The following is a 26,274-nucleotide window of genomic DNA, read 5'->3' as shown; positions in this document are numbered from 1 at the left end:
TGTCACCATTGCCCGATGGACGCCGATTTGGAGATCGTCGATGCGGAGGTGGTGGAGGAGCTCGAGCCGGCCGGCGGGCCCGGCGGCCTTCTGAGGCGGACCCGCGCCGTCGCGGCGAACCCGCGTGTGCAGGGGGCGCTCGCGGCGACCGCGGGGATGCTCGCCGGGGCGACCGCGCTCGCGCTGGTGCGCCGTGTCGGAGCGGTCAGCCCGGTCGGGCCGCAGCCCGGTTCGGGGGATCTCGGCCGCCCCTCAGATCCCGGCCGTCCCGGCCCGGGCCGGCCGCTGATGACGCCGGGTACCTACATCGTGCACGTGCGGGCGGTGCGGGTCGTCCCGCCCCCCGGGTGAGGACGCGTTCGACGGACGGCCGCGAGGCGCGGGTCGAGGTCCTGCCCCCGTGGCCGTTCCGGCTCCGCACCGCCGGATCGATGGACGGTCTCACCCGGGTCACCAACGGCGTCGTCCACCGTCTGCTCCACGTTGACGGGCGCCCGGTGCTCGTCCGGGTCGCGCAGCTCAGCTCCGGGGCGGTCCTGTTCGGCGCACGGGAGCCGGCTGCGATCGCTCGGATGCGTCGCGCCCTCGGGGTCGACCTCGAGCTCGCCGCCTTTCACCGGCGCTTTCGCGCCGACCCGTGGCTCGGTCCCGCCCTCCGGGCTGACCCGACCCTACGCCCGCCGGGCCGCCCCGGCGGGTTCGAGGCGCTGCTCGCCGCCGTCACCGAGCAGCTGATCGAATACGAGCGGGCGGTGGCGATCCAGCGGTGCATCCACGCCCGTCACGGACGCCCCGACGGGGACCTGCGGGACGCGCCGGCCGCGGCGAGCATCGCCGCGCTCGCGCCCGCCCAGCTGTGTGCCTGTGACCTCAGCCCGGGACGGGCCGCCAGCCTCATCCGCGCCGCCCGGGAGGTCGCCGCCGGCCGGATCGACCTCGACAGCCCCGACCCGGCGCTGCAGGAGGCCGGCTGGCGGCGGCTGCGCGCGATCCCCGGGATCGGCGCGTGGACGGTTGAGATGGTTGCGCTCACCGGACAGGGCCGGCTCGACCAGCTCCCCGCCGGCGACCTCGGCTTCCTCAAGCTCGTCGGCCGCCTCCGCGCCGGCGGGGACCCTCACGCGCGGGCCGACGAGGCGGCCGTCCGCGCCCACTTCGCCCGCTACGCGCCCTGGCAGGGGCTCGCCGGCGCGTACGCGATGAGCGCGTCCGGACCGGTTCGCAGCGCCCTCTCGGCCCGGCCGGAGCGGGCGCCGGCGCGATGACAGGAACGATCCTCTACCGGCCGCCCGCCGGCCGCTGGGATGAGATGCTCGAGCCCGACGGCCGGCCCCGGCCGCACGTCGGGCCGATCCTCGACGCCATCACCGGGCCGGGGCCCGGGGGGCTCGAGCGCCGCCGTGGGGAGGTCAGCCGCCTGCTCGCCCAGGACGGCGTCGTCTACGCCGGCGGCCGCTGGCGGCTCGATCCCGTCCCCGCGGTCCTCCCCGCCCGCGAGTGGCGCCGGATCGAGACGGGGTTGAGGGAGCGCGCCGAGCTGCTCTCCCTCGTGCTCGACGATCTCTACGGGCAGCGGCGCCTGCTGACCCGCCGGTTGCTGCCCGCCGAGCTGATCCTCGCCGATCCGCGCTTTCTCCGGCCCGGTGACGGGATCGGCCTGACCGGCGCCGGCCGGCCCAGTGCCGGCCTGCTCAGCTACGCCGCCGACCTCGGGCGTGACGCGGCCGGCGAGATGATCGTGCTCGAGGACCGCGCCGAGACGCCCGCCGGGGTCGCCTACGCGCTCGCGAACCGCCGCGTGCTCTCCCAGGTGCTGCCCGCCCTCCACCGCGACAGCCAGGTTCAGCGGCTCGCGCCGTTCCTGCGGACCGTGCGCGCCGCGCTGCAGGAGGCCGCCCCAGCCGGGGTCGAGGACCCGCGGATCGTCGTCCTCACCCCCGGCCCGCTCAGCGCGACCGCCTACGAGCACGCCGCGCTTGCCGCCACCCTCGGCTTTCCGCTCGTGCAGGGGCGCGATCTCACCGTCCGCGGCGAGCGCGTGTGGATGCGCTCGGTCGGACGCTTCGAGCCCGTCGACGTGATCCTGCGCCGGGTGCACGGTGACTTCTGTGACCCGCTCGAGCTGCGTGGGGACTCTCAGCTCGGGGTGCCGGGGCTGCTCGAGGCCGCCCGCGCCGGGCGGGTCAGCCTCGTCAACCACGTCGGCGCCGCGATCCTCGAGAACCCGGGCCTGATGGCCGCCCTGCCGCGCGTCGCGGAAGCCCTGCTCGGCCGGCCGCTGACCCTCGCCGGCCTCCCCACGTGGTGGTGTGGGGAACCGGCGGCCTGCGCCTACGTGCTCGAGCATCTCGACACGTTGGGCCTGCTCGGCCTGCGCGGCCCGCGGACGGCGGACCCGATCATCCCGGCGCAGCTGAGCGTCGCCGCCCGGGGCGAGCTGATCGCCCGGATCCGCCACGATCCCGCGGGCTGGGTGGCCCGGGAGGAGCTCTCACCGGCGTGTGCCCCCGTCCTCGGCCCGACCGGCTGGGCTCCGCGAGAGAGCGTGCTGCGGGCCTTCGCGGTCGCCCGTGGGGGCGAGTTCACCGTGCTGCCGGGCGGGCTCACCCGGCTCAGCGGCCCCGGTCCGGGCGAGGGCGTCAGTGCCGAAGGCAGCGCCGGGCTCGGCGCGGAGACGGTCACCCGCGACACCTGGGTGCTGTCGGCCGCCCCCGAGCCGGTCTCGGCCCTGTGGCTGGCCGCTGGGCGCACCGGCAGCGGTGTCGGCCCGATGGCCTCGATCCCCGCCGCCGCCGCCGAGTCGCTGTGGTGGCTGGGCCGCTACGCCGAGCGGGCCGAAGCGCTCACCCGCCTCACGCGCACGGTGAACGACCGCTACAACGACTTCGCCAACGCTGACAACCCGGCCGGCCGGGCCTGCCTGTCGGTGCTCGAGGGCGCGCTCGAGCAGATCGCCGAAGCCGGCGGGCGGCCGCTCCGGGAGGCCGCCGGACCGGCGATCGCCGGGGCGCTGCGGGCGATGCTGGAGAACGCCGAGGCGGTCCGCGACCAGTTGAGCCGCGACACGTGGCTGGTGATCGGTCCGCTGGAGAGCGCGATCGCCCAACTCGAGCCGACCGGGGGTATCGACGACCCGGCCCAGGCGGCGCTCGCCCAGGTGATCGCCTCCCTGCTGGCCCTCAGCGGCCTCGGTGTCGAGTCGATGGTGCGTGACCTCGGCTGGCGGTTCATGGACGCGGGGCGGCGCCTCGAGCGATCCCTGCAGCTGCTCGTCCTGCTCGAGGCGACCCTCACCCGCCGCCACGGCCGCGCCGCCGACAGCCTCCTGCTCGAGTCGGTCCTGTCCGCGAGCGAGTCGATCATCACCTACCGCTTCCGCTACCGCTCCCAGGCCCAGGTCGAGACGGTGCTCGACCTGCTCCTCTGTGACCACGACAACCCGCGCTCCCTCGCCCACGCGCTGGGCCGCCTCAGCGCCGACCTCGACGCTCTGCCCGAACCGCCCGGCGGCCGGCTCGCCACCGAGCAGGGCCTCGTCCTCGAGGCGACGACCGCGCTCGCCCTCGCCGAGCCGGCGACGCTGCTGAGCGCCGGAGCGGAGGCGGACCATCCGGCCCTTGCCGCGCTCCTGGGGCGCCTCCGCGCCACCCTCACCGCGGTCGGGGCGGCACTTGAGGCGACCCACTTCACGCACGTGACGCCGAGCTTCACCCGGCTCGACGCCTCCGGGGTCACCGTTGACGCCACCGCCACGTCCGCCACGTCGGTCCCCGCCACCGCCCCGCCCGCCACGACCGCCCCGTCCCGATGAGCCCGCGCTACCGCGTCTCCCACACCACCGAGTACCGCTACAGCGCCCCGGTCAACCCGTCCTACGGCCTCCTGCACCTGCTGCCCCGCGACCTGCCCGGACAGCGCTGTGAACGATCGGAGGTGAGCATCAGCCCGACCCCCGAGCTCACCCGCGAGCGCCGCGACTTCTTCGGGAACCGGGTGATCAGCTTCGTCCTCTCCGCGCCCCACACCCGGCTCCGGGTCGCCGCCGAGTCCTGCGTCGTCGTCGAGGACGCGACCGCCGCGCCGCCGCTCGGCGCCGACGCCCCCTGGGAGACGGCCGCCGAGCCACACGAGCTCCCGCTCGACGTCCTCCAGTTCCGGCTCGCCTCTCCGCTCATTCCCGCCCCCGGGATGGCGGGCGCGCAGCTCGCGCTCAGCTACGCGCGGGAGTGCGTCACCCCGGGCATGAGTGTGATCGAGGCGGTCTGCGCGCTCACCCACCGGATCCATGCCGATTTCCGCTACGCGCCGGGGGCGACGACCGTCGCCACCCCCCTCAGCGCCGTGTTCGCCGGCCGCGCCGGGGTCTGCCAGGACTTCGCCCACGTCGGGATCGCCTGCCTCCGGGCCCTCGGTATTCCCGCCCGCTACGTCTCGGGCTACCTGGAGACCGATCCGCCCCCGGGCCGGCCGAAGCTCACCGGAGTCGACGGATCCCACGCCTGGTTCGCCGCCCACGTCCCGGGTGCCGGGTGGGTTGGCGCGGACCCGACGAACGACCAGACCGTCAACGCCCGCTACGTCACCACCGCGATCGGACGGGACTACAGTGACGTCCCTCCGATGCAAGGGGTTCTCTACAGCGCCGGGACGACCGAGGCGCTCAGCGTCGCCGTCGACGTCAGCGCGTTCCCGCCGGCGCCGGCCGGCGCGCCAGCCGACCCGCGCTCGCCGGGTGGGCGCTGAGCCGCGTGCGTGCCTTCACCTGCCACCGCTGTGCCCAGCGGCTGTTCTTCGAGAACAGCGTCTGCCTGCGCTGCGGCGCCGAGGTCGGGTTCGCCCCGAGCCGCGGTGAGCTTGTCGTCCGCGCCGACTCCCCGGGCCTGCGTCCGTGCGCGAATGCCCGGATCGCCGGCTGCAACTGGCTCGTCGACGCGGGGGCGAGGGCCGCGAGGGAGGACGACCCGGGGGAGGGGGCCCTGTGTGCGAGCTGCCGGCTCACCCGCACCCGCCCGGGGGACGGTGACTCCGCCGGCCTCGCCGCCTTCGCGGTTGCCGAGGCGGCCAAGCGCCGGCTGCTCTTCCAGCTCCGCGACCTCAACCTCCCGATCGAGTCCGATCTCGGCTTTGACCTGCTCTCCTCCGCCCACGGTCCGGTCAGCACCGGCCACGCCGACGGCCTGATCACGATTGACCTCGCCGAGTCCGATGACGCCCGCCGGGAGGCGCGCCGTCAGCAGCTCGCCGAGCCCTACCGGACGCTGCTGGGCCACTTCCGGCACGAGATCGGCCACTACTACGAGCCGATCCTCGTCGACCGCGGCGGGCACAGCGAGGCCGCGCGGGCCCGCTTCGGGGACGAGCGGGCCGACTACGGGGCCGCGCTCGAGGCCCACTACGCCGCAGGGCCGCCCGCCGACTGGGCGCAGCGCCACGTCTCCGCCTACGCGACGATGCACCCCTACGAGGACTGGGCCGAGACCTTCGCTCACTACCTCCACATCCGCGACACGCTGCAGACCGCGGCCGCCTTCGAGCTGCACGTCGGCGGCCCGACCCCGTCGCTGCGCGCCGACCCGACCGACGCGCTCGCGCCCGACCTGCCCTTCAGCGCCCTGCTCGCAGACTGGCTGCCGCTCACCTACGCCCTCAACCAGGTCAACCGCAGCATGGGTCACGACGACCTCTACCCGTTCACGCTCGCCCCGGCGGTGATCGACAAGCTCACCTTCGTTCACGCGTGTGTCACGGGCGCTGGGGCGGCCAGTGGTCCACCGGGACCACTGGCCGCGTGAACGGCCCGGCGGCCCGGTCAGCCCGCTCGGAGGCGACGGTCCCTACACGCCCTGGCCGGCGAGCAGCTCGTTGGTGACCGCGTCCGGGGTCGCGTTGATGTTCGAGATGAGGTGGTGGTCGAGCATCCAGGACCCGAAGGCGTTCCAGTCCGCGACGGTCTGGAAGCCCCACGGGCGCGTCGTCGTGGCCGCGGTGGGGAAGAAGTCGGCCAGTGAGGCGCGGATGCCGGTGAGCTGGGCGGTGACGTTGAGGGTCGGGTCGGCGTCGACGAGGGCCGCCGCCGCGGCGGCCGGGTCCGCACGGACCGCCTCATAGCCGCGGGCGAGCGCCTGCACGAACCGGCGCAGAACCGGGGCGTGGTTGACGATCTCGTTCTCGGTGACGACGAGGTTGAGCCGGTTATAGGTCGGCGCCTGGCGGTAGGCAGGGTCGGGGTGGGCGTCGCTGACGGCTCGGCAGCGGAGTGGGCGCAGCGGCGGGTGCGCGCGCGGCGCGGTGGTCAGCGCCGTCGTGGTCACCGTCGCGGTGGCCGTGTGGGTGCCCGTCCGGCGCGGGCCCGTCCGCGTCCGGTTCGCAGCGGGGTGAGCGGCGGCGCCGCAGCGGACGCTCAGCTGCTCGGGGCCCTGCAGGAGCGCGGCGACGGCGGCGACGGCGATGTGGCGGTTACGGGTCAGCAGCACCGCCGGTTCGCTCGCGACCGCGATCTCCGCCCGCCCGTCCTCGATCGCCTTGAGTGGGTCGGCGACCATGAGCAGGCGGACGTGGAGGTCGGTCTGGGCGAAGTCTCCGCGCACGCGCGCTTCGTAGATCCCGGCCTGGGTGAAGTTCGGTGGCCCCGCGAGGGCCACCGTGAAGGGGGTGGCGGTCCCGGGGGGCGGGGTGAGGGTGTTGGTGATCTCCCCGCAGCCGGTGAGCAGGCCGGCGGCGAGCAGCGCAGCGGCCGCCGTTCTCAGTCGCGTCATCGTCAGGGGATGGTAGGGGGCCGGCGCGATCCCCGCCCGCGTCCGCTCACACAGGTGCCTCAGCGACGGGCCGGTGTCGACCGGGGACGCAGGCGCCGCTGCAGCGCGCCGGGGAGGAGGGCGACGATCGCGAAGGCTGCCAGGAGGGTGACGGAGGCCCGGGCGGCGAGCCGGGCGCCGGTGAACCGGCCCGGGAGGGCGGCGCGCGGCGCGGGGGGGGCGGACCTCACGGGTCGAACGCGCATCCCCGCTATCAGGCTGAGACCCGCCCGCAGGCGCGCGGTGACAGCGCGGAGATCGCCCCGGGGCGGGCACGGGTTCACGAGCTCAGCGAAAACGGGCGGAGAGGCAGGTCGCTCCCGAGCCTGTGGTAGCCCGCGAGGGCCCGGGTGAGCCGGGGGGCGTGGATCTTGTCGGCGGGGTCCCAGAGCGGGACCTCGGAGACCTCCGAGCTCACCGGCCAGGCTCCGATCAGCCGCGCACGGAGATAGAGCGGCCGCACCGGACCGAGCAGGATGCCGTGGACGACGGGTTCGAACGGTGCCTCGGGCACCTCGACGCCGGCGAGGGCGGCAATCGCTCGGGCGGCCGCCTCGGCCTGAGCTGCGGCGATGCCCCCCTGCTTGACCGGGAAGCTCGTGATGTCCCCGGCGGCGAAGACGCCCGGGAGATGGCGCACCCGGCCGCTCGCGTCCGTCGCCATGAATCCGCGCAGGCCGGTCGCGGGAACGCCGGCGACGCCCGGGCCCCGAAGTTCCGGGAGCGTGATCACGTAGTCGGCGATGAGGTCCCGGGCCCGGTCCTCGATGTGGACCTGCCCGGGCGCGCGAACGTGGGCGACCGCGGCGGAGACCAGGGTGATCTCCGCGTCAGCGAGCGCGGCCGCCACCGCCGCGCTCGCGGCCTCCCCGAAGACCGCGAGCGGGACCGGCTCGGGGGTGACGAGGGTGATCTGCGGTGCCATCCCCATCTCGTGGGCGCGGGCGGCGGTCATCAGGGCGAGCTCGTAGGCCGGGAGGGGCCACGTGCGCCCGGGCGGGATGACGAAGACGAGGCGGGTGATCGAACCGGCCTCCACGTCGGCGACGATGCCGCGTAGTTGCGCGTCGATCCGGCGTGGATCGATCGTCAGCGCCCGCGGGAAGCGGTGGTAGGGCCGGGCTCCGAGGGCGAGCAGGATCGCGTCATAGCCGAGCGTCACGCCGTCTGTGGTGTGGGCCTGGCGGGCTCGGTGGTCGAGCCAGCGCAGTGCGCCGCGCGCGTGTGCGATCCCCGCGTCGGTGAGGAGGTCGGTGACCGGGAAACGCGATGCGCGGGCCCGGCCGAACGGTTCACGGACGCTCATCGGCCGGTCCACGTAGGCGTCGTCGGGGGCGAGGACGGTCGTCGCCACCGCGGTCGGCGCGACCTCACGCAGACACAGTGCCGCCTCGAGGCCGGCCACGCCCGCCCCGACGATCAACGCGGAGTAGGGTCGCTGTGGTGTCGTGTCCATCGTGATCGAGTCCTCTCAGGAGTCGGTGCTCCGGCGGCGGCCCGTCCCGTGATCGGGCGGGCACAGATGACCCTAGATCGACGGTGGCCCCGTGCCCACCGCAGAGCCCCGCCGTCCCTGTGCGGCAATGTGCGCGGTGTCCGGCGCGGTTTCTCCGCGGATGGGGGATCCCACCGAGTCCGGATCGGGGTTTTCCCGCGGCGCCGGCGCGGGGCAGATGAACGATCCCAGCGGGGCCCTACCGATCCGGCGGCGCACGCGTCGACCTATCCTACGAACGTGGACAAGGAGCTGTAGCAGAGCCGGTCGGGGGCGACTGACGGTCGCCCCCGACGGCCGGTCCGCTCCGCCCTCGGCGGCGTCCGGGGCCGTCCCATGGGATGATCTGATGAGACCGTGACGCGCTCTCTTCGTTCTCCGGCCCCCCGGCACCTCGAGGCCGACACGTTGGCGCGGTTGATCGACGTCGGGGGCCGCCTGCTCGACGACCTCGACCCGGACACGGTGCTCGAGCGGATTCTTGACGCCGGGCGCGCGATCACCGGGGCCCGCTACGCGGCCCTCGGCGTGCTCGACCCCGAACGCCGTGAGCTGACCCGCTTCCTCACCTCCGGGATCTCTCCTGAGCTCCGGCAGGAGATCGGGGAGCTCCCCAGAGGCCGTGGCGTCCTCGGGGTGGTCATCGAGGACCGCCGGCCGCTGACGCTCACTGACGTCGCCAGCCACCCCCGGAGCTTCGGGTTTCCCGCCGGTCACCCCCCGATGCGCACGTTCCTCGGCGTGCCGATCATCATTCGTGGCGAGAGCTGGGGCAACCTCTATCTCACGGAGAAGGCGGACGGGGCGCCGTTCAGTCCCGCGGATGAGGACGCGGTCGTCGTGCTCGCCGGCTTTGCCGCCACGGCGATCGAGACCGCCCGGCTCTACGACACCGCCGAGCGCAGCCGGCTCCAGCTCGCCCGTGCGGTCGAGGGACTTGAAGCGGCGCGCACGGTGACCGACGCGATCGGCGCCGGAACCGATCTGCCGGCGGTGCTCACCCTCGTCGTCGAGCGCGCCCAGACCCTCGTCAGCGCCCGGTCGGTGTTGATCCTGCTGCGAGACGGTGCCGAGCTCGAGGTCGCCGCCAGCGCCGGCGTCACGTCCGGAGCGGCGGGGCGGCGCATCCCGATCGGCGCGTCAACAGCCGGAGGTGTGCTCCTCAGGGGTGTGCCGGTCCGGGTGACTGACGTCCGCCACCAGCTCCAGCTCCCCCCGGAGCGGCTCGGTGTGCCCGGGGCGGAGAACGCCCTCTTCGTGCCGATGGCCCACCGGGGGGAGGGACTCGGGGTGCTCGTCGCCTTCGACCGCAGGCCCGACCAGGCGCCCTTCACCGCCGCGGACGAAGAGCTCCTGCGTGCGTTTGCCTCCTCGGCCGCCAACGCCGTGGCGATCTCGCGCACGGTCGCGGCCGACCGGCTGGCGACGGCGATCTCCGCAGCCGAGGACGAACGCCGGCGCTGGGCGCGGGAGCTCCATGACCAGACGCTGCAGTCCCTCGGCGGGGTCCGCGTGCTGCTCGACCGCGCGCGCCAGCATCCGAACCTGACGGACCTGCCCGAGGTCGTCTCGCGCGCGGTCGACGACCTCGATTCCGAGATCGCAAACCTGCGCGGGATCATCGCGGACCTGCGCCCGTCGATCCTCGATGACCTCGGCCTGCGAGCCGCCCTGGAGGCGCTCATCGAGCGGCGCCGAGAGGATGGGCTGCAGATCCGCGCGGACCTGCGGGTTCCCGGGCCCGACCGGGCCGGCGAGCTGCTGTCCCCGCAGCTGGAGATGACGCTCTACCGGTTCGTCCAGGAGGCCCTCACCAACGTCGTCAAGCACGCGCACGCCGACCGGGCCTGGGTGTCGGTCACCCTCGCCGGCGAGGTCGCCTCCGTCGATGTCCGGGATGACGGGGTCGGCTTTGATCCGGCGGCCCCGCTGAGCGGGTTCGGTCTCAGCGGCCTGCGTGAGCGCGTCTATCTCGCGGGCGGTGAGGTGAGCGTCAGCTCCGACGCCGGCGGAACACGGGTGCGGGCGACGATCCCGGCGGGGGTCGGGACGCCGTTGGGGCCGCCGGGCCCGGCGGCTCGATCGCGGCGGTGAGCCTCACCGGGCTCGGCGAGGGTCGCCCTCACGCGGTCGGGTCGACGAGGCCGTTCTGGAAGGCGTAGGCGACGAGCCCGCGCCGGTCGGTCACCCCGAGCTTCTGCTGCAGGTGGGCGCGATGGGTCTCGACCGTGCGGACCGAGATGTAGAGCTGCTCGGCGATCTGGGCGTTCGTGTACCCGAGGGCGAGCATGCTCATCACCTGCAGCTCCCGGTCCGACAGTCCTCCGGGGGCGCCGTCGGTGCTTTCGGAGGCGAGCTTGGCTCCGAGTCGGGGGTTGAGGAAGCTCTCTCCCCGGACGGCAGCCCGGACCGCCGTGACGAGCTCTTGGGCTGCGGCGTCCTTGAGTACGTAGCCGAGGGCGCCGTCCTGGAGGGCCCGGCGGGCGTAGGCGGGCTCGTTCTGCATCGTCAGGACGACGATCTCGGTGTCAGAGAACTCGCTGCGCAGGTCCGGCAGGACGTCCAACACCGCTTCACCCGGCATGTTGAGGTCGATCACGAGCACGTCCGGATGGTGGCCGCGCACGTACCGTCGGGCCGAGTCGGCGTCCTCGGCCTCGGCGACGACCTCGAAGTCGGGCTCGTTCTCCAGCAGTTCCCGCAGGCCCCGGCGGAAGATCGGATGGTCGTCGGCGATGACGATACGGATCATGGCTCTCTCCTCAGGCACACCGTCCACGCTAGGGGACCGCGCCATTGGCGCCATCGGGGCCTCCTCCGTGCCGGCGCTGCGGATTTCTACGCGGTCGGTCGGGTGGCGGTGGGTGAGCGTCCCATCAGCTCGGCGAGTGGAGCGGCTCAGCGGACTCCGGGTCGGGTGAGTGCCTTGACGAACTCCTCGAGGTGGCCGGTCGTCCAGCACTCGAACGCCTCGCAATACTGGGCGTAGGCGGAGATCACCGAGTCGCCGTAGTTCCAGTACAGGTGGGGTTCGGGGTTGAGCCAGAACGTGCGGCCGGCCTTGGCGGCGATCTCGGCGAACAGATCCTCGCGGGGTGGGCGACCGTTCGTGCGCGCATCCCCGAGCACGATGACGGTCGCCCGCGGGTGCAGCTCGTCCTCGATCAGCTGCTTGAACTCGCTCCATACCCGGCCGTAGTCGGTGTAACCGGAGATGTCGGCGACGCCGGCGTCGGCGGCGATCGCCGCCGCCGCGGCACGGAAGTCCCGCTCGCGCGCGAGCACGTCCGTGACCTCGGAGATCCGTTCGATGAACACGAACGACCGCATCTTCGCGAACGCGTCATGGAGGGCGTGGAGTACCGAGAGAAAGAACGTCGAGGCGGAGGTGACGGAGGTGGACACGTCACAGAGGACGAAGATCTCTGGCCGTCGCGGGCGGACCGGACGGAACTTCAGCTCGACCGGAACCCCTCCGGTCTGCAGGGAGGCGCGCATCGTCGCGCGCACGTCCACGTGGGCGTGGCGGGCGTGTCCGCGCAGCTCATGGCCCTGGGTGGCCAGGCGGCGCTTGAGCTGGGCGACGACCTTGTGCACCTGGGCGAGGTCCTGGACCGGTCCGCCGGGCAGGTTGCGATCGAGGTCGCTGAGCGGGCGTTTGGCCGGCAGCTCGCTCGTCCGCTCGATTTCGGAGCGCTCGAGCTCGCGCCGCAGTTGCTGTTCGAACTTGCGCAGCTGGTCACGGGGCAGGCCATGACGCCGGGGGTCATCGGCGGGCAGGTCGGCCTGGGGTTCAGAGCGCAGGCCGAGCGCCCGGCGGATGCGCTGGACGTCGACGCCGAGCACCCCCGAGCCCTGGCCGGTCCCGAACGCGGCGATCGCGAGCCGGGCGAGGTCCCGGATCTCGGAGTCACCGGCCTCCTGCAGCGCTTGGGCGATCTGACGGCGCAGCTCCTCGAGGTCGTTGGCCTCCCCGTCGAGCCGGGAGCCGGGCTCGTTGATCTCCAGGCGGACCGCCTGGGCCTCGGCGGCGCGGAAGAAGAACCGGTCGAACACGAGATCGAACACCCGCCGGTCCTCCGGGGACTTGGCGATCGTCGCGGCGAGCGCCTCCCGGAACTCCTGCGGGTCGGTCCAGTCGATGTGAGCGAGGGCGCGGAAGGCGTCGAGCAGCTCGGAGGTGCCGACCGCCATCCCCTCGCTGCGCAGCTCCTCGCCGAAGCCGATCAGCTCGCCGTCGATGCCGCGCTGCTCGCCGGCGGGGCCGATCCGGCGCGGCGGGGTCGGCCGGTGCCGGTCCTCGAGGCTCACGAGGCCGGGCAGCCCGAGCCCGTAGTGGTTGGGAGGTACGTAGGGACGGTCCTCACCGTCGGCCATCAGGCCGGACTGGGTGCGGGGGATGCGAGCTTGACCCCGACCCGGTCCGCGACGATGTCGAGGTCGGTGCGGTGTTTGATGATGACCGACATCGTGTCCCGGAACACGGCCTGGTCGATGTCGGCGGCGCCGAGCAGGAGCAGGGCCCGGGCCCAGTCGATCGACTCGGCGATGCTCGGGGGCTTCTTGATGTCGAGGCTCCGCACCATCCCGATCACCTCGACGAGCTTGCGGGCGACCGTCTCGGGTAGGTCCGGGGTGTGCATCCGCACGATCGCGAGCTCGTGTTCGGCCTCGGGGTAGTCGAGCCACAGGTAGAGGCAGCGGCGCTTGAGCGCCTCGGTCAGCTCCCGGCTGTTGTTGGAGGTGAGCAGCACCACCGGGTGCGTCGTCGCGTCGATCCGCCCCAGCTCGGGAATCGAGATCTGGAAGTCCGAGAGGAGCTCGAGCAGCATCGCCTCGAACTCCTGGTCGGTCTTGTCGATCTCATCGATCAACAGCACGACCGGCTCGGGGGAGGCGATCGCCTCGAGCAGCGGCCGGGAGAGGAGAAACTCCTCACCGAAGATGTCGTCCTGCAGATCGCTCCAGCCGTCCTGGCCGCCCGCTCCCGCCTGGATGCGCAGGAGCTGCTTGCGGTAGTTCCACTCATACAGCGCCTTGGCCTCATCCAGGCCCTCGTAGCACTGCAGGCGTACGAGCCGACGTTCGAGCAGCTTGGCGAGGGCCTTGGCCAGTTCGGTCTTGCCGACTCCTGCGGGCCCTTCGACGAGGACGGGCTTGCCGAGCTTGGCGGCGAGGAAACTCACCAGGGCGGTCGACTCGCCGGGCAGGTAGCCCACCTCGCGCAGGCCCTCGAGGACCTCAGCGACGGATGCGGGCTCGGTCGGCATGTCCCGCAACTATGACAGAGGCCTTGTCGGTTCCGGCGGCCGGCCGGTGGGCGGGGGGAGGCCGGCATCGTTCGCGGCCACTAGGGTTCGCACGCGGTGCCCCTTCTCCTTGCCGCCGTCTCCGATCACGTGCTCACCCTCGCCGCCGCTGCGGTCGCGCTGGCCTTCCTCGCCGGTAGCTACGGCCACGTGATCGGGTCGCGGACGCTCGTCCTCGCGGCGATCCTGACGATCGCCGCGATCTGCCTGTTCTTCGTCGCCAGCGGGGAGATCCAGACCTTCGGCTGAGCGGGCGGCGTCTGCGCTCGCTTCGGCGCGCTCAGCGCTTGCGGACCCGCAGCGGATGTTGGCGGTACCACTCGATCGTCGTCGCCAGCCCCTCCTCGAGGCTGAACGTCGGTCGCCACCCGGTGAGGTCGGTCAGTTTCGTCGGGTCGACCCACTGGCGATCGATCTCGCCCGACGGTGTTCCGGATCCCTGCACGTCGGGCTCGAGCCCGCTGCCGGTCAGGCGGCAGACCGTCCGGACGACGTCGAGGACTCGGTGGGGGCGTCCGCCCCCGGCGTTGAACGCCTCCCCGGACGCCCCTCCGGACCCGAGCGCCTGCCAGATCGCGAGGTAGGCTGCGACCGCGTCCTCGACGTAGAGGAAGTCCCGTTCGGGGGATCCGTCGGAGCGGATGACCGGGCGGCGGCCGGCGAGGCTGGCGGTGATCGCCTCGGGAATGAGCCGCGAGCCGTTGAGGTCACCGCCCCCGTAGAGGTTGGCGAACCGGGTGACCGCGACCGGGAGCTGCCAGGTGTGCCAGTAGGCGCGCGAGATCAGGTCCGCCGCGGCCTTGGAGGCATCGTAGGGATAGCGTGGCGTGAGGGCGTGATCCTCCCGGTAGGGGAGGTCGGTGTGAGGGCCGTAGGCCTTGTCGGAGGAGGCCACGACGACCCGTTCGGCGCCGTGACGGCGGCAGGCCTCCAACAGGATCCAGGTGCCCCGGATGTTCGCATCGAAGGTGGACGCCGGCGCGTGGTTGGCCGTCGGCACGAGGGTTTGGGCGGCAAGGTGAAAGACGCTGTCGACCTCATATTCGGCGAGCGCGCGCTCGACGAGTCCGTCCGTGCAGATGTCTCCGTGTACGACGTTGACGGCGTCGGCGAGTCCGAGGGAATGCAGCGCGGAGTGGGCGGCGCTGTCACGTCGGATGACCACCACCTCAGCCCCGCCACTGAGCAGCGCGCGAACGAGCCAGCCGCCGAGCAGTCCGTAGGCGCCGGTGACGAGGACCGACCTGCCGTTCAGTTCCACAGCTTCCACGGAGCCTCCCCGGCCATCCACAGATCGTTGAGCATCAATTCGTCCTTGAACGTGTCCATGCAGTCCCAGAACCCCTCATGCCGGTAGGCGCGCAGGCGTCCGCCGGCGGCGAGCTGTTCGAGCGGCTCGCGTTCGAGGATCGCCTCGTCGTGGAGCAGGTCGAGGAGGGTGGGTTCGAAGCAGAAGAACCCGCCGTTGATCCAGTGCTCACTCCGCGGCTTCTCGACGAACCCCTGCACGAGTCCGTCGCTGTTCAGCTCCGCGACGCCGAAGGGCAGTTCCGGCCGGACGACTGTGACCGTCGCACTCGCGCCCGTGCGGACGTGCTGAGACAGGAGAGCATCGAGGTCGATGTCGGCGACGCCGTCCGCGTAGGTGACACAGAACCGCTCGTCCGCAAGCTCCGTCCCGGCGAGCTTCAGGCGCCCGCCCGTCGGCGTGTCGACACCGGTGAACAGGCAGCGCACGCGTGTCGGGGCCGGCCACCGCTCCTCCGCGGCGAACCGCTCGATCTGCTCGGCCATGTAGCCGGTCAGAAGCAGGAAATCGGAGAACCCCTGGGCGAGATAGATCTGGATGACGTGCCAGAGGATCGGTCGTCCGCCGATCTCCACGAGCGGTTTGGGCACCGACTGCGTACGTTCACGCAATCGGGTGCCCCGGCCCCCGCAGAGGATCACGACCTTGGGCTTCTCGGCAGGCATCGGCGGGCAGGTTACCCGGGTACGTCGGATCAGAGCGAACGCCGGAGCGCATTCGCCGCCCCGTCCCTGACGAGCCGGCCGACGAGATCGGGCTTCGGACCCTTACTGATCGCGATGGCGGTCCCGTCCCCGCGCCGTGCCCGGGGCGCGCGTCGTGTCGTCCGGGCCCGCCGGGAGAGGGGAAGCCCGGACGACAGCGAGCGGGTGTGAGCTGATCGGGGCTCGCTAAGCCAGGCTCGCCTCTGCCCCGGCGAGCGCTGAACCGAGTTTCAGTTGGGCCGCCTCCCCGGAGACCTGCTCGAGGGTCTGGCCCGCCGGTTCGGGCAGCAGGGTCGTGAGGAGCAGCCCGATCAGGGCCATGCCGGCGGAGAACTCCATTGCCCCGCTCACCCCGAAGGACTTGGTGAGGTGTGGGAACAGGTAGACGCCGATGAACGCGCCGAGTTTGGCGATTCCCGCGGAAATGCCATGACAGGTCGTCCGCGCCGAGGTCGGGTAGACCTCTCCGGCGAGCACGAACGTCGTCGTGTTCGGTCCGAACTCGGCGAAGAAGTAGCTCGCCCCGAACAGGATCAGGAACGGCGCGATCGCGGTGGTCACGCCGGGAATGACCCCGATGAGCAGAAACATCACTCCCATCAGGACAAACCCGACCATCTGCAGCCTTCGGTGGCCGATGCGGTCCATGTAGTTCGCCGCGAGGTAGTACCCGGGCACGGCCGCCACCGAGAAGATGAGCAGGTTGAGCGCGAGGGACTGCTGGGTCGTCGCCCCGGCCCCGAGCACGGTCTTGACGATCAGCGGCGCCGACACCGAGTTGCCGTAGTAGGCGTAGTCAAAGACAAACCACGAGCCTGCGGTGCCGAGCAGCAGCAGCAGCGTCCGACGGTCACCGAGCACCTCGGAGAGACGCAGTTTCAACGGCTTGATGCGACCGACGACCGGCGGTGCGAACTGACCGTCGGAGAAGGCGGCAAGGCTCGTGGCCGCGCCGCTCTCGTCACCCTCGACGAACAGCTGGTAGCGCGGGGATTCGGGCATCCGGCGGCGCGAGTAGAGGACCATCGCCGCCGGGATCGCCCCAAAGCCGAGCAGGAGGCGCCAGACCCAGTCGGGGCTGATCACGCCGGAGCTGAGCAGGGCAAGGCCGGCCGCGTACCCGGTGAGCGTGCCCAGGGCCTGCATCGCGAACACGAGGCCGACCATCTTGCCGCGGTTGGCCCGGTTGGCGTACTCGGTCATCAGGACGGCGGAGACGGGGTAGTCGCCTCCGACGCCAAGCCCGAGAATGAAGCGGAAGACGACGAGGAAGATGAAGCTGGGTGAGAGCGCGCAGGCGATCGCGGCGACCATCATGATCAGCGCTTCCAGGCCGTAGATCCGTTTGCGCCCGACGAGGTCGGCGAGTCGCCCGTACCCGATCGCGCCGACGAACGCCCCAAGCAGGGTCATCGAGTTGATCAGGCTGACCTGGCTCGTGTTCAGGTTCCACTGCTTGGCGATGAGCGCCGAGGCGGTGCCGATGATGAACAGGTCGTAGGCGTCGGTGAAGAAGCCCATTCCCGAGACGAAGATCGCCTTTGAATGAAACCGGGACGCCGGGGCTTCGTTGAGCGAGTCGACCAGGTCTGTCGCCGTGGCGGACACAGTGCCTCCTTTGCAGGTAGTGGTGGCGCCTGGGGGGGCACCGCGGGAGTCCGTTGGCCGCGAGGGGATGCGACCACGCGGCCAGTATGGTCTGCAGATCACCTGCGCTTGTGAAAGGGCTGTAACCCCGGCGGCTGGGCCCTCGCCGCCGCTGATCGGTCGGCTGCTGGTGCTTGCCGCCCCCGTGAAGGTCAGCCGAGAGAAGCGCCGCCGCTGGATGGTGCCCCGGAGCCGGACCCTGAGTCACCTGCCGACCCCGAACCCCCCGCCGAGCCCGAACCCCCGTGATGGGTGGCCGGGGTGACGATGGCGAGGGTGCCCCGCACGCTCGCGTAGTTACCGGCGAGATCGGTCGCCGACAGTTGCACGCGGTATGTGCCCGCGGCGAGCTTGCCCACCGTCCAGTAGTCGGTGCCCGGCTCGCAGTTCGCACTCGTGTAGAGGACGTCGCGCCCGCGGGCGTTGGTGACGATCACGCCGACGTGGGCGGGCTTGTCGAGGGTGAAGAGGAGGTCGAAGCGACGGTGGGGACGAGCCGCCAGGGTGAGCTGGTGGATCACCGGTGGCGTGTGCAGGTCGGCGTTGAAGGCCTGCCCGGTGCTGCAGTAGACCGGCGTCCCGGTGAGACCGCACAGCGTCTGGAGGAACCCGGTGACGAGCTCGTGGTAGCCGAGGTCGTCAGGCACGCCGGGCTGATAGAGGGACCAGCCGCCGAGGTTGAAGGACGGCAGCACCGCCTCGGCCTGGGCGTTGCCGGCGGAGAACAGGGCGGTGGCCTGGGGATCCTTGGCGACCCGGGCGTAGTCGTCGAGCCCGATCAGCGTCTGCAGGAACGCGTTGATGATGTCGGTCTGGGGCGCGAAGCTGTACTGCAGGAACGTCTCGCCCAGCGGCGTCCTGACCCCGACGCCGGTCGGCGGCGGGGTCGAGAACAGACCAAGGGCCTGGTGGGCGACCGCGAGGTAGCGGGAGTCGTGGCTGGCCCGGTAGGCGTTGGTGAGCGCCTCCAGACCGGTCGCCTGGGCCATCGCTGACACCCACGGCGGGCTGCCGCCCTCCCAGTCGAAGTAGTACTCCCAGGCGATTCCGCCGCCCCGTTGCACCGCGAGCGGGATCATCTCGTTGACGAGGCTGATCAGCTTCGGCCAGTCGGCCCGTCCGGCCTCATAGAAGCCGTCGGCCTCCCCGAAGCTGCCGAGGACCTGGAGCTGGATCCCCTCGTTGGTGTAGTACTCCCACTCGAGCTCCGAACCGCGGAACTGCACGCGCTGTCCGTAGCCGAGCAGCGGACCACTGCGCCACCACTGCGCGTTGCGTTCGAGGGTGAGAAAGAGCACCGGCAGACGGCTCGCGGTCATCGCACCCGACACCGCCAGCGCATGCAGCAACTCGGTGACGTCGGCAAGCTGTCCGGCCCGCGCCGGGCTGAGCCGCCGTTCCTCCGCCAGCGCCGCCCGCCACTGCGCGAGATAGCCGCGGGCGCGGATGGGGGAGAGCGCGTGCCCGCTGACGAGCCGGTGCAGAACCTCCGGCACCGTGATCTGCGCTCGGGGGTGACGGACCGGCCGGTGCGCCGGCGGCGTCCGCACGAGCGCCCCCCGATCGCTCCCGCGGGACGGGCCGCTGAGGACCGCGCCCGCACCCGCGCCCGACGGCGTCGACCCTGCGCCCGTCAGCGCCATCCCCGGGCTCGAGGGTGCTGACCCCGGGCCCACGGTGGCCGGCAGAAACCGGGAGTCGACCCGGTGCACGCGCCCGTGGGGGCCCATCACGAGCACGGGGGTGGCCTGCGCACCCGCACACAGAACGGTGGCGGCCGTCAGCCACACGGTGACCACGGCCGCGAGGAGGCGGCGCCCGTCCATCCCGAGCCATCCTAGGTGCGGCCTCTGCGCGGACTGCAACGGGCGTTGCGGGGAGGCGGGTGCGAGACGGTGCGCGGGGGATCCGAGACTGTGCGCATGCATCGGTTCTGAAACTCACGCGCCAACCCGAAGGTTGCGCGGCTGACGCCGGGCTGACAGGCCGCCCCGGCGGCCGGAAGTCAGTCCTCCCGGCCGGGATCCTGCTCGTCGTCGTCGAACTCGTCCTCTTCCTCGTCGTCGCCGTTGTCCTCGGCGTTGCCGGCGTGGTAGTGGATCTGGAACTTCTCCAGCAGCTCGTCGCGCTGGTGCTCGTCGACGGGGACCTCTTCCGAGATGAGCACCCAGTCGGCGCCCTCGAGATCCTCGAAGTTGAAGATCTCGGCATCCAGTTCCGGCGAGTCGTCGACAACGATCAACACTTCGGTCTGGGGGTTGAAGTACGTGCCCGGGCGGTTGACCAGGTCTTCCAGCTCGACACGGCGTGGGTCTGCCATGCCGGTGAGCCTAGCTTGTGGCGCTGACGCCGTGTCCCCAGCACCACGACAGGCCGGCGGTATGCGCCTGAGCGGGCCCGGGCGCCCCGGCGCCCCGGACGTCGCAGCAGCCCCTGTACGTCATCGACACTTCCCGATACCGTATGGCGCCACCGCAGTTGACTGACCAGTCAATCGGCCACATTGATCCCCCCAAGGAGCCCCACCGACCGTGTCTGTTGTGTCTGTTGACCACACCGCGCTCACCGATGAGCAGAAGGCCATCCGCGAGATGGCCCACGACTTTGCCGAGAAGGAGATTCGTCCGATCGCCTGGGAGTGCGACCGTGACGGCACCTTCCCCACCCAGGTGTTCGAGAAGGCCTGGGAACTCGGCCTGATGAACAGCCACGTTCCGGCCGAGTACGGCGGACCCGGGATGGGCAACCTCGACGGCGCGATCATCGAGGAGGAGATGGGCTGGGGCTGCTCGGGCATCGCCACCTCGCTCTCCTGCAACGGTCTCGCCGTCGCCCCGATCACGATCGGAGCGAACGAGGAGCAGAAGAAGAAGTGGCTGGGCCGGCTCACCGAGGCCCCGCTGTTCGCCTCCTTCGCCCTCACCGAGCCGAACGCCGGCTCGGACGTCTCGGGCATGAAGACGACCGCGACGCGGGTCGGTGACAAATACGTCATCAACGGCTCCAAGTGCTTCATCACCAACGGCGAGTACGCCGACTTCTACACCGTCTTCGCCAAGACCGACAAGGACGCCGGCCACCGCGGCATCTCCTGCTTCGTCGTCCCCCGGGACGCGGGCGTGATCATCGACAAGCACGAGGACAAGATGGGCCAGCGGGCCTCCAACACGGCGACGATCACCTTCAACGACCTGGAGATCCCCGCTGAGAACCTGATCGGTGAGGAGAACAAGGGCTTCAAGCTCGCGATGGCGACACTCGACTCGACCCGCCCCGGCGTCGCGGCGATGGCGACCGGCGTCTCCCGCGCGGCGATGGAGTTCGCGATCGAGTACTCCCGTGAGCGCGTCCAGTTCGGTGTGCCGATCGCCATGCACCAGGCGATCTCCTTCATGATCGCCGACATGGCGACGAAGGTGCACCTCTCCCGCCTGGCCACCCACCACGCGGCTCGGCTGATGGACGCGGGGATCCGCTCGACGCTCGAGTCCAGCCACGCCAAGCGGTACGCGGCCGATTCAGCGATGGAGGTCACCACCGACGCCGTCCAGGTCTTCGGCGGCTACGGCTTCATCAAGGAGTACAAGGTCGAGAAGCTGATGCGCGACGCGAAGATCCTCCAGCTGTATGAGGGCACCGCCCAGATCCAGCGCCTCGTGATCGCCCGCGAGACGCTGCTGCCCCGCCAGTAGCGCAGCGGCGGTGGGGCCGACCACCGGGTCGGCCCCACCGGGACGCGCCCGCTCCGCACGTCTCGCGCAGGGCTGGCCCGTTCCGGCACGTCTCGCGCCGCACCCGCCGGTACGGTCAGTCGCGCTGGAACGCCCCTCCGGCGTAGATCACCCGCTCGGAGCCGTCGGCGAGGGTGGCGGTGACGGTCCGGTCACTCGTCGAGATGATGTCGACGTGGATGGCCGAGTCGTTGTAGCCGAGCACCTCGCGGGTCGGTCCGTCGAGGTGCTCGACGGGGCCGGTGTAGGTCTCCGTGTAGGAGCGGCCGACGGCGATGTGGGTGTTGCCGGTCGGGCCGCCGCGGTTCTCGTCATAGAGGGTGTCGGCCATGAACCGGGTGAGGCGGGAGATCCGTCCGTCGGTGAGGGAGAACTCACCGACGCGGCCGGCGCCCGCGTCGACGCCGACCAGCGCGAGCAGCTCCGCCTCACCCCGGGTGGCTGTCGCGGCAGTGACGCTCCCGTCGCAGAAGGTGAGGACGATCCCCTCGATCACCGTGCCGTTCCAGTACAGGGGCTCGGAGAAGGCGATCGTCCCCTCGGTGCCCCGCCAGTCCGGGCTCGTGTAGATCTCGAAGCTCGGGATGTTGACGGACCCGCCGCCGAGCCAGCGGCGCTCGGCGCCGAGAACCAACCACAGATCGGTTCCCGGCGCCTGGACGTGGAGGCGGTCGATCGCCAGGGCGTTGAGCCAGTCGACGGTCGCAGCGATCGTCGCGTTGGACTCCCGCAGGCGTGCGACCGGGTCGGGGTCATCGAGGAAGCAGGCGGCGATCACCTCCTCCCAGTACTCGGCCAGGGTCATCTGCGCCTCGGCGGCGACCGCCGCGGTCGGGTAGCCGGCCAGGCACCAGGTCAGCTTGCCCGCCCGGACGCGGTCGAAGCGGTGGCTGAGCTTGGGCCCCTGGGCCCGCTCGTGGCGGTAGATGCGCTCGGGGTCGACCCCGGCGAGGCTGTGGGGGTCCCGGTTGGCGCCGACCATCAGGTAGTGGTCGAGGCTGGCGAAGTAGCTGCGCCACCACGCATCGGGAAAGAAGTCGAGCTGCGCGTCGGAGGCGAGCTCGAAGAAGGCGCGCTGGAGGTTCCAGTCCGCGTCGTCGGCCGGGAACAGGGTCGGGATGAGGTGGCCTCCGGCCCGCCACACCGCCTTGGCGACCTCGAGCAGCAGCGGCTTGGCGTCCTCGCTCACCTCGACCCCGACGACGTCCCCGGCGGCGATCCCCGCCCCGTCCCCGAGCCCGAAGTGGACGAGGACGTTCGCGTAGGCGGCGAGGATCTCCCCCGGCGGGGTGAAGGCGCTCACTCGCCGTCCCCGAGGGTGAAGCGGCCGCCGGCGTAGATCACCCGCTCCGTACCGTCGGCGAGGGTGGCGGTGACCGTCCGGTCGCTCGTCGCGACGATGTCACAGTGGATCGCCGCGGTGTGGTTGAAGCCGAGCGCCTCCCACTCGGCGTCGCTGACGCTCGCCTCATCGCCGGTGAAGCACTCGGTGAGGCTGAGCCCGATCGCGAGGTGGGTGTTCCCATAGGGGCCGCCGACGTTCTCGTCATAGAGGGTGTCGGCCATGAACCGGGTGATGTTCGACAGCCGGGCGTCGGTGAGTGAGTACTCCCCGACGCGGTTGCCGCCGGGCATCGCGACCATCGCCGCCAGCTGCTCGGCGCCCTCCTCCGCGTGGGCGGCGCTGACGAGGCCGTCGGTGAACTCCAGCCGGACGCCCTTGATCAGCGCGCCCTGATAGTAGAGCGGCTCGGTGAAGGTGATCTTCCCTTGAGTGCCGCGCCAGTCGGGGCTCGTGAAGATCTCGAAGCTCGGGATGTTCGCCCCGCCGCCCCCGAGCCACTTGCGCTGGCGCCCGAGGGTGAGCCACAGGTCGGTGCCGGGCGCCTCGACGTGGAGGCGGTCGATGTTGAGGCCGTTGAGCCAGTCGCGGTAGCGCTCGATCTTCGCGGTCGTCTCCTTCCAACGGGCGACCGGGTCGGGGTCATCGAGGTGGCAGGCCGCCCGGATCTGGGCCCAGTACTCCTCGAGGCTGATCCCCGCCTCCGCGGCGAGCGCCTCGGTGCCCCACAGCACGATCGTCCAGTGCAGCTTGCCCGCTCGCTCCTTGGGGTTACGGATCGCCCAGTACTTCTCGGCCGTCGGCGCCTCGGTCGCCTTCTTGGCCGGGTCAACGTCCTTGGCCGCCGTCGGATGGCGGTCACCGAGCAGGAAGATGATGTGGTCGGCCTGGTCGATCAGGCCCCGTGTGTAGGCCTCGGGGAAGTGGGTGAGCTGCGCGTCGGAGGCGAGGCGGTAGTAGGTGGCCGAGAAGTTGTAGGGCTCCTCATCCTCGGGCCGGAAGTTGTGGATGACGTTGCCGCCGCGGCGCCAGATCTCCGCACAGACCTCGTAGTAGAGCGGCTTGGTGTCCTCCTGCCCGTAGACGATCACCGTCTCCCCGGGCTCGATTCCCTTCCCGTCCCGCAGCCCGCACTCGACGGTCAGGCGCGCGTAACGCTCGAGGATCGTCTTCTCCGGGACATAACCCATCTCTGCACCTCCACAACTCGGTCGGCCCGGCCGATTCCGAGCGCCATGCGCCCGCGTGCGGGCATCCGACTGGAGGGTAGTGACGGCGCCGCCACTTCAGGAGGACGTCCGACAGAGTAGGGTGCCCGGCATGGAGACCTCGGCCATCGCCGCGGTCGCCGCGGGTGTCTTCGGTGGCTGGTGACCTCCTTGCCACCGCCCTCGCTGACGTGACCCCGGTGGCCTGAGCGCCCCGCGCCGGTCACGCCTCCCACGGCGGCCGGTGGCCGAGCATCCCCAACTCGTCGAGCTCCCGCCGGACCTCGGTCTCCTCATCGAGCGGGTCCAGACCCTTGCGGGCCCGCCGCTGGTTGCGCAGCGCCACGAGCGCGCGGACCTCCTCCTCGACCTCCGGGTCCGGGCGGCCGGTTCCCGGGTCCGGTCCCGTCGGCGCCGTCCCGCTGAGCCGCGCGACCTCCGCCTCCACCTCCCGGGCCGGCTCTCCGCGGCGCAGGCGGCGGGCGTTGGCGGCCTCGACCATCTGGCGGATCTCCGCGTCCCGCTCAGCCGCCGCCCGGGCCGCGTCCGCCGCCGGCTCGCCGGGCCGCCGCCGGCTCTCCATCACCAGGCCGCGGGTGCGGTAGCGCTCCCATTCGCCGTTGGTCCCCGCGAGCGCCCAGATGGAGGCGAGCACCCCGAACACGAGGACGATCCACAGCACATCCCGGAACAGCGCGTGCATCGATCCCCTGCACCGCCTCCGTGCAGAGCCTCACTCGGTGGCCGAGAACTCGGCGACGGCGATCGCGAGCATCACCGCGCCGAGGACGGCGATCACCGCCACCTCCAGAATCGCCGGCATCCGCCAGCCCCACCAGGACAGGCCCGGGTCGAGCACGCGGCGGGCGGCTGCGGAGATCTGCAGGTGGCTGAAGACGAGCCGGCGCATCGGGTCGACCGCGTAGGCGAGCGGATCGATCCGGTTGAGAACGGTCAGCCACGTCGGCAGTCCCCGGGCGGGGAAGAGGGCGCCGGAGATGAAGTACATCGGCATCACGACCATCTGCATGACGCCCATGAACGACTGCATCTGCTTGATCCGGATCGCCACCATGATCCCGAAGGAGGTGATCGCGAAGGCGAGCAGCACCTGGATCCCGACCACCCCGAAGATGAGCCCGAGGCTGTAGGGGATGTGGACCGCCCAGGCGAGGCAGAGGACGATCAGTCCCTGCACGGTCGCGACCGTCGCCCCGCCGAGCGCCTTGCCGATGACGATGCTCGACCGGCGCACCGGGGCGACCATCATCTCGCGCAGGAAACCGAACTCGCGGTCCCAGACGATGCTCGCGGCGCTGAACATCGCCGTGAACATCACGGTCATGCAGAGGATGCCCGGATAGATGAACGTCTTCAGGTCGACGCCGTGGGTGCCCGCGGCCGACAGCTGCTGGAGGCCGCTGCCGAGGACGAACAGGAACAGGAACGGCTGCACGAGCGAGGTGACGATCCGCATCCGGTCGTTGACGAAGCGGACGAGTTCGCGCCGCCAGACGATCTTGACCGCCCGGTACTCCGAGCGGGCCGAGCGCTGCGGAACGTGGACGCGGACGACCTCGATCGGCTCGGCGGGCGGGGTCGGGGCGGGGCCGCCCCCCGCCAGCGATGTCGTGGTCGACGGGCCGCCGGCGGGCGCGACGCTCGCGCTCGCGGTGATGACCATCGGCTCGGGTCCGCTCAACCGGTGCTCGCGGCTCATCGTCGGGCGCCTCCCATCATGCGCATCATCGTCCGGTTTCGGGCCTTGGCGGGGTCCTCCTCGGCGTCGCGGATCGTCGAGCCGGTGTAGGACATGAACACGTCGTCAAGGGTCGGCCGGCTCACGCTCACGCCCGTGACGGGCACGCTGAACTCGCTGAACAGCCGCGGCACGAACGTCTCGCCGCCGGCCACCCCGAAGGTGACGTGACCCTCGACGATCCGCGCCTCGACGCCGAAGTCGGCGGCGAGGGCGGCGATCGCCGCCTCGTTGTCATCGGTCTGGATCGTCACCCGGTCGGTGCCGACACCGGCCTTGAGCGTCTCGGGCGCGTCGAGGGCGACGATCTGACCCGCGTCCATGATCGCGATCCGGTCACACCACTCAGCCTCATCCATGTAGTGGGTCGTCATGAAGATCGTGATCTGCTCGCGCTCCTGCAGCTCGCGGATGTAGGTCCAGATGCTGCGCCGGGTCTGGGGGTCCAGCCCGATCGTCGGCTCGTCGAGGAACAGCACCCGCGGGGAGTGCATCAGCCCCCGGGCGATCTCCAGGCGCCGGCGCATCCCGCCGGAGAAGGTCTGGACGACCCCGTCGCGGCGGTCCCACAGTCCGACCATCTGGAGCACCTGCTTGGCGCGGGGGAGGACGAGCGCGGACTCCACGCCGTAGAGCTCGGCGTGGAGCCGGAGGTTCTGCAGCGCGGTGAGGTAGCCGTCGAGGGTCGGGTCCTGGAAGACGAGGCCGATGTTGCGGCGAACATCGTCACGCGCGCTCACCACGTCATGCCCGGCCACCTCGGCCCGTCCCGAGGTGGGCCGGGTGAGCGTGCAGAGCATGTTGATCGTCGTCGACTTGCCCGCGCCGTTGGGTCCGAGAAAGCCGAACACCTCCCCCTGGCCGACCTCGAAGCTGACCCCCTTGACCGCCTCGAAGTCGCCGTAGCGCTTGAGGAGATTGTCGACGGTGATCGCTCGGGTGCCCGTCACGTCCATACGCTCAGTCTATGGTGGCG

General features: G+C 71.6%; 24 protein-coding genes. 8 read left to right on the top strand and 16 right to left on the bottom strand.

From position 1 onward, the window contains the following. Positions 1-15: 15 nt before the first annotated feature. Genes M3M55_RS14695 through M3M55_RS14675 form a run of 5 tightly spaced genes read left to right on the top strand, consistent with a single transcriptional unit; the run spans position 16 to position 5,792 of the window. Complete coding sequence (locus M3M55_RS14695; RefSeq protein WP_249010251.1) at positions 16-351, top strand: hypothetical protein; 336 nt, start codon at positions 16-18, stop codon at positions 349-351. After that, positions 348-1,265 carry a DNA-3-methyladenine glycosylase gene (locus M3M55_RS14690; RefSeq protein ID WP_249010250.1) on the top strand — a complete coding sequence of 306 codons (918 nt, stop codon included), beginning with the start codon at positions 348-350 and terminating at the stop codon, positions 1,263-1,265. Before M3M55_RS14695 ends, M3M55_RS14690 begins: the two co-directional genes overlap by 4 nt. Continuing rightward, entirely contained in the window at positions 1,262-3,811 is a 2,550-nt protein-coding gene (locus tag M3M55_RS14685; protein ID WP_249010249.1) for a circularly permuted type 2 ATP-grasp protein, read from the top strand. The genes M3M55_RS14690 and M3M55_RS14685 overlap by 4 nt, the downstream gene beginning before the upstream one ends. Then, positions 3,808-4,743 carry a transglutaminase family protein gene (locus tag M3M55_RS14680; protein ID WP_249010248.1) on the top strand — a complete coding sequence of 312 codons (936 nt, stop codon included), beginning with the start codon at positions 3,808-3,810 and terminating at the stop codon, positions 4,741-4,743. The genes M3M55_RS14685 and M3M55_RS14680 overlap by 4 nt, the downstream gene beginning before the upstream one ends. 5 nt (positions 4,744-4,748) lie before the next feature. Beyond that, complete coding sequence (locus M3M55_RS14675; RefSeq protein ID WP_249010247.1) at positions 4,749-5,792, top strand: putative zinc-binding metallopeptidase; 1,044 nt, start codon at positions 4,749-4,751, stop codon at positions 5,790-5,792. Positions 5,793-5,834: 42 nt separating this feature from the next. Here M3M55_RS14675 and M3M55_RS14670 read toward each other — a convergent pair whose 3' ends face one another. From M3M55_RS14670 to M3M55_RS14660, 3 genes are all read right to left on the bottom strand, one after another. Then, positions 5,835-6,755, bottom strand: coding sequence for an ABC transporter substrate-binding protein (locus tag M3M55_RS14670; RefSeq protein WP_249010246.1), 921 nt, complete (start codon positions 6,753-6,755; stop codon positions 5,835-5,837). A 59-nt stretch (positions 6,756-6,814) separates the two neighbouring features. After that, complete coding sequence (locus M3M55_RS14665; RefSeq protein ID WP_249010245.1) at positions 6,815-6,985, bottom strand: hypothetical protein; 171 nt, start codon at positions 6,983-6,985, stop codon at positions 6,815-6,817. 89 nt (positions 6,986-7,074) lie between these two features. After that, a complete protein-coding gene (locus tag M3M55_RS14660; RefSeq protein ID WP_249010244.1) occupies positions 7,075-8,250 on the bottom strand; it encodes an FAD-dependent oxidoreductase in 1,176 nt (391 codons plus the stop codon). Between the two features lie 396 nt (positions 8,251-8,646). Between M3M55_RS14660 and M3M55_RS14655 the strand changes: the two genes are divergently transcribed. Continuing rightward, complete coding sequence (locus M3M55_RS14655; protein ID WP_249010243.1) at positions 8,647-10,383, top strand: GAF domain-containing sensor histidine kinase; 1,737 nt, start codon at positions 8,647-8,649, stop codon at positions 10,381-10,383. A gap of 28 nt (positions 10,384-10,411) precedes the next feature. Here M3M55_RS14655 and M3M55_RS14650 read toward each other — a convergent pair whose 3' ends face one another. The 3 genes from M3M55_RS14650 to M3M55_RS14640 form a co-directional block, all read right to left on the bottom strand. Then, entirely contained in the window at positions 10,412-11,041 is a 630-nt protein-coding gene (locus M3M55_RS14650) for a response regulator transcription factor (protein WP_249010242.1), read from the bottom strand. Between the two features lie 146 nt (positions 11,042-11,187). Next, the gene (locus tag M3M55_RS14645) at positions 11,188-12,666 is read right to left on the bottom strand and encodes a VWA domain-containing protein (RefSeq protein WP_249010241.1); all 1,479 of its coding nucleotides are present in this window, start codon (positions 12,664-12,666) and stop codon (positions 11,188-11,190) included. After that, entirely contained in the window at positions 12,666-13,559 is an 894-nt protein-coding gene (locus M3M55_RS14640) for a MoxR family ATPase (RefSeq protein ID WP_249010240.1), read from the bottom strand. Before M3M55_RS14640 ends, M3M55_RS14645 begins: the two co-directional genes overlap by 1 nt. Before the next feature lie 96 nt (positions 13,560-13,655). Between M3M55_RS14640 and M3M55_RS14635 the strand changes: the two genes are divergently transcribed. Then, positions 13,656-13,847, top strand: coding sequence for a hypothetical protein (locus M3M55_RS14635; protein ID WP_249010239.1), 192 nt, complete (start codon positions 13,656-13,658; stop codon positions 13,845-13,847). 31 nt (positions 13,848-13,878) lie between these two features. Here the strand turns inward: M3M55_RS14635 and M3M55_RS14630 are convergent, their stop codons facing one another. The 5 genes from M3M55_RS14630 to M3M55_RS14610 form a co-directional block, all read right to left on the bottom strand. Continuing rightward, on the bottom strand, positions 13,879-14,868 hold the full coding sequence (locus M3M55_RS14630) for a dTDP-glucose 4,6-dehydratase (RefSeq protein ID WP_249010238.1): 990 nt from the start codon (positions 14,866-14,868) through the stop codon (positions 13,879-13,881). Then, a complete protein-coding gene (locus M3M55_RS14625) occupies positions 14,850-15,572 on the bottom strand; it encodes a sugar phosphate nucleotidyltransferase (protein WP_249010237.1) in 723 nt (240 codons plus the stop codon). Before M3M55_RS14625 ends, M3M55_RS14630 begins: the two co-directional genes overlap by 19 nt. A gap of 225 nt (positions 15,573-15,797) precedes the next feature. After that, positions 15,798-17,219, bottom strand: coding sequence for an MFS transporter (locus tag M3M55_RS14620; RefSeq protein ID WP_249010236.1), 1,422 nt, complete (start codon positions 17,217-17,219; stop codon positions 15,798-15,800). 191 nt (positions 17,220-17,410) lie between these two features. Further along, positions 17,411-19,084: a D-glucuronyl C5-epimerase family protein gene (locus M3M55_RS14615; RefSeq protein WP_249010235.1), complete on the bottom strand. Its 1,674-nt coding sequence runs from the start codon at positions 19,082-19,084 to the stop codon at positions 17,411-17,413. A 179-nt stretch (positions 19,085-19,263) separates the two neighbouring features. Next, positions 19,264-19,578 (bottom strand): hypothetical protein, encoded by a 315-nt coding sequence (locus M3M55_RS14610; RefSeq protein WP_249010234.1) that lies wholly within the window; start codon positions 19,576-19,578, stop codon positions 19,264-19,266. A gap of 220 nt (positions 19,579-19,798) precedes the next feature. Between M3M55_RS14610 and M3M55_RS14605 the strand changes: the two genes are divergently transcribed. Beyond that, on the top strand, positions 19,799-20,950 hold the full coding sequence (locus M3M55_RS14605; protein ID WP_249010233.1) for an acyl-CoA dehydrogenase family protein: 1,152 nt from the start codon (positions 19,799-19,801) through the stop codon (positions 20,948-20,950). A gap of 115 nt (positions 20,951-21,065) precedes the next feature. On the opposite strand, the gene M3M55_RS14600 is transcribed toward M3M55_RS14605, so the two are convergent. The 5 genes from M3M55_RS14600 to M3M55_RS14580 form a co-directional block, all read right to left on the bottom strand. After that, entirely contained in the window at positions 21,066-22,292 is a 1,227-nt protein-coding gene (locus tag M3M55_RS14600) for an aminopeptidase (protein ID WP_249010232.1), read from the bottom strand. Then, positions 22,289-23,521: an aminopeptidase gene (locus M3M55_RS14595; protein WP_249010231.1), complete on the bottom strand. Its 1,233-nt coding sequence runs from the start codon at positions 23,519-23,521 to the stop codon at positions 22,289-22,291. The genes M3M55_RS14600 and M3M55_RS14595 overlap by 4 nt, the downstream gene beginning before the upstream one ends. A gap of 241 nt (positions 23,522-23,762) precedes the next feature. After that, entirely contained in the window at positions 23,763-24,242 is a 480-nt protein-coding gene (locus M3M55_RS14590) for a hypothetical protein (RefSeq protein WP_249010230.1), read from the bottom strand. Between the two features lie 30 nt (positions 24,243-24,272). Then, positions 24,273-25,259: an ABC transporter permease gene (locus M3M55_RS14585; RefSeq protein ID WP_249010229.1), complete on the bottom strand. Its 987-nt coding sequence runs from the start codon at positions 25,257-25,259 to the stop codon at positions 24,273-24,275. Then, entirely contained in the window at positions 25,256-26,254 is a 999-nt protein-coding gene (locus M3M55_RS14580; RefSeq protein WP_249010228.1) for an ATP-binding cassette domain-containing protein, read from the bottom strand. The genes M3M55_RS14585 and M3M55_RS14580 overlap by 4 nt, the downstream gene beginning before the upstream one ends. Positions 26,255-26,274: the final 20 nt, after the last annotated feature.

Origin of the sequence: Conexibacter sp. DBS9H8 (assembly GCF_023330685.1) — a bacterium.
Lineage (GTDB): Bacteria > Actinomycetota > Thermoleophilia > Solirubrobacterales > Solirubrobacteraceae > Palsa-465.
This window is presented reverse-complemented; position numbering and strand designations above follow the sequence as displayed.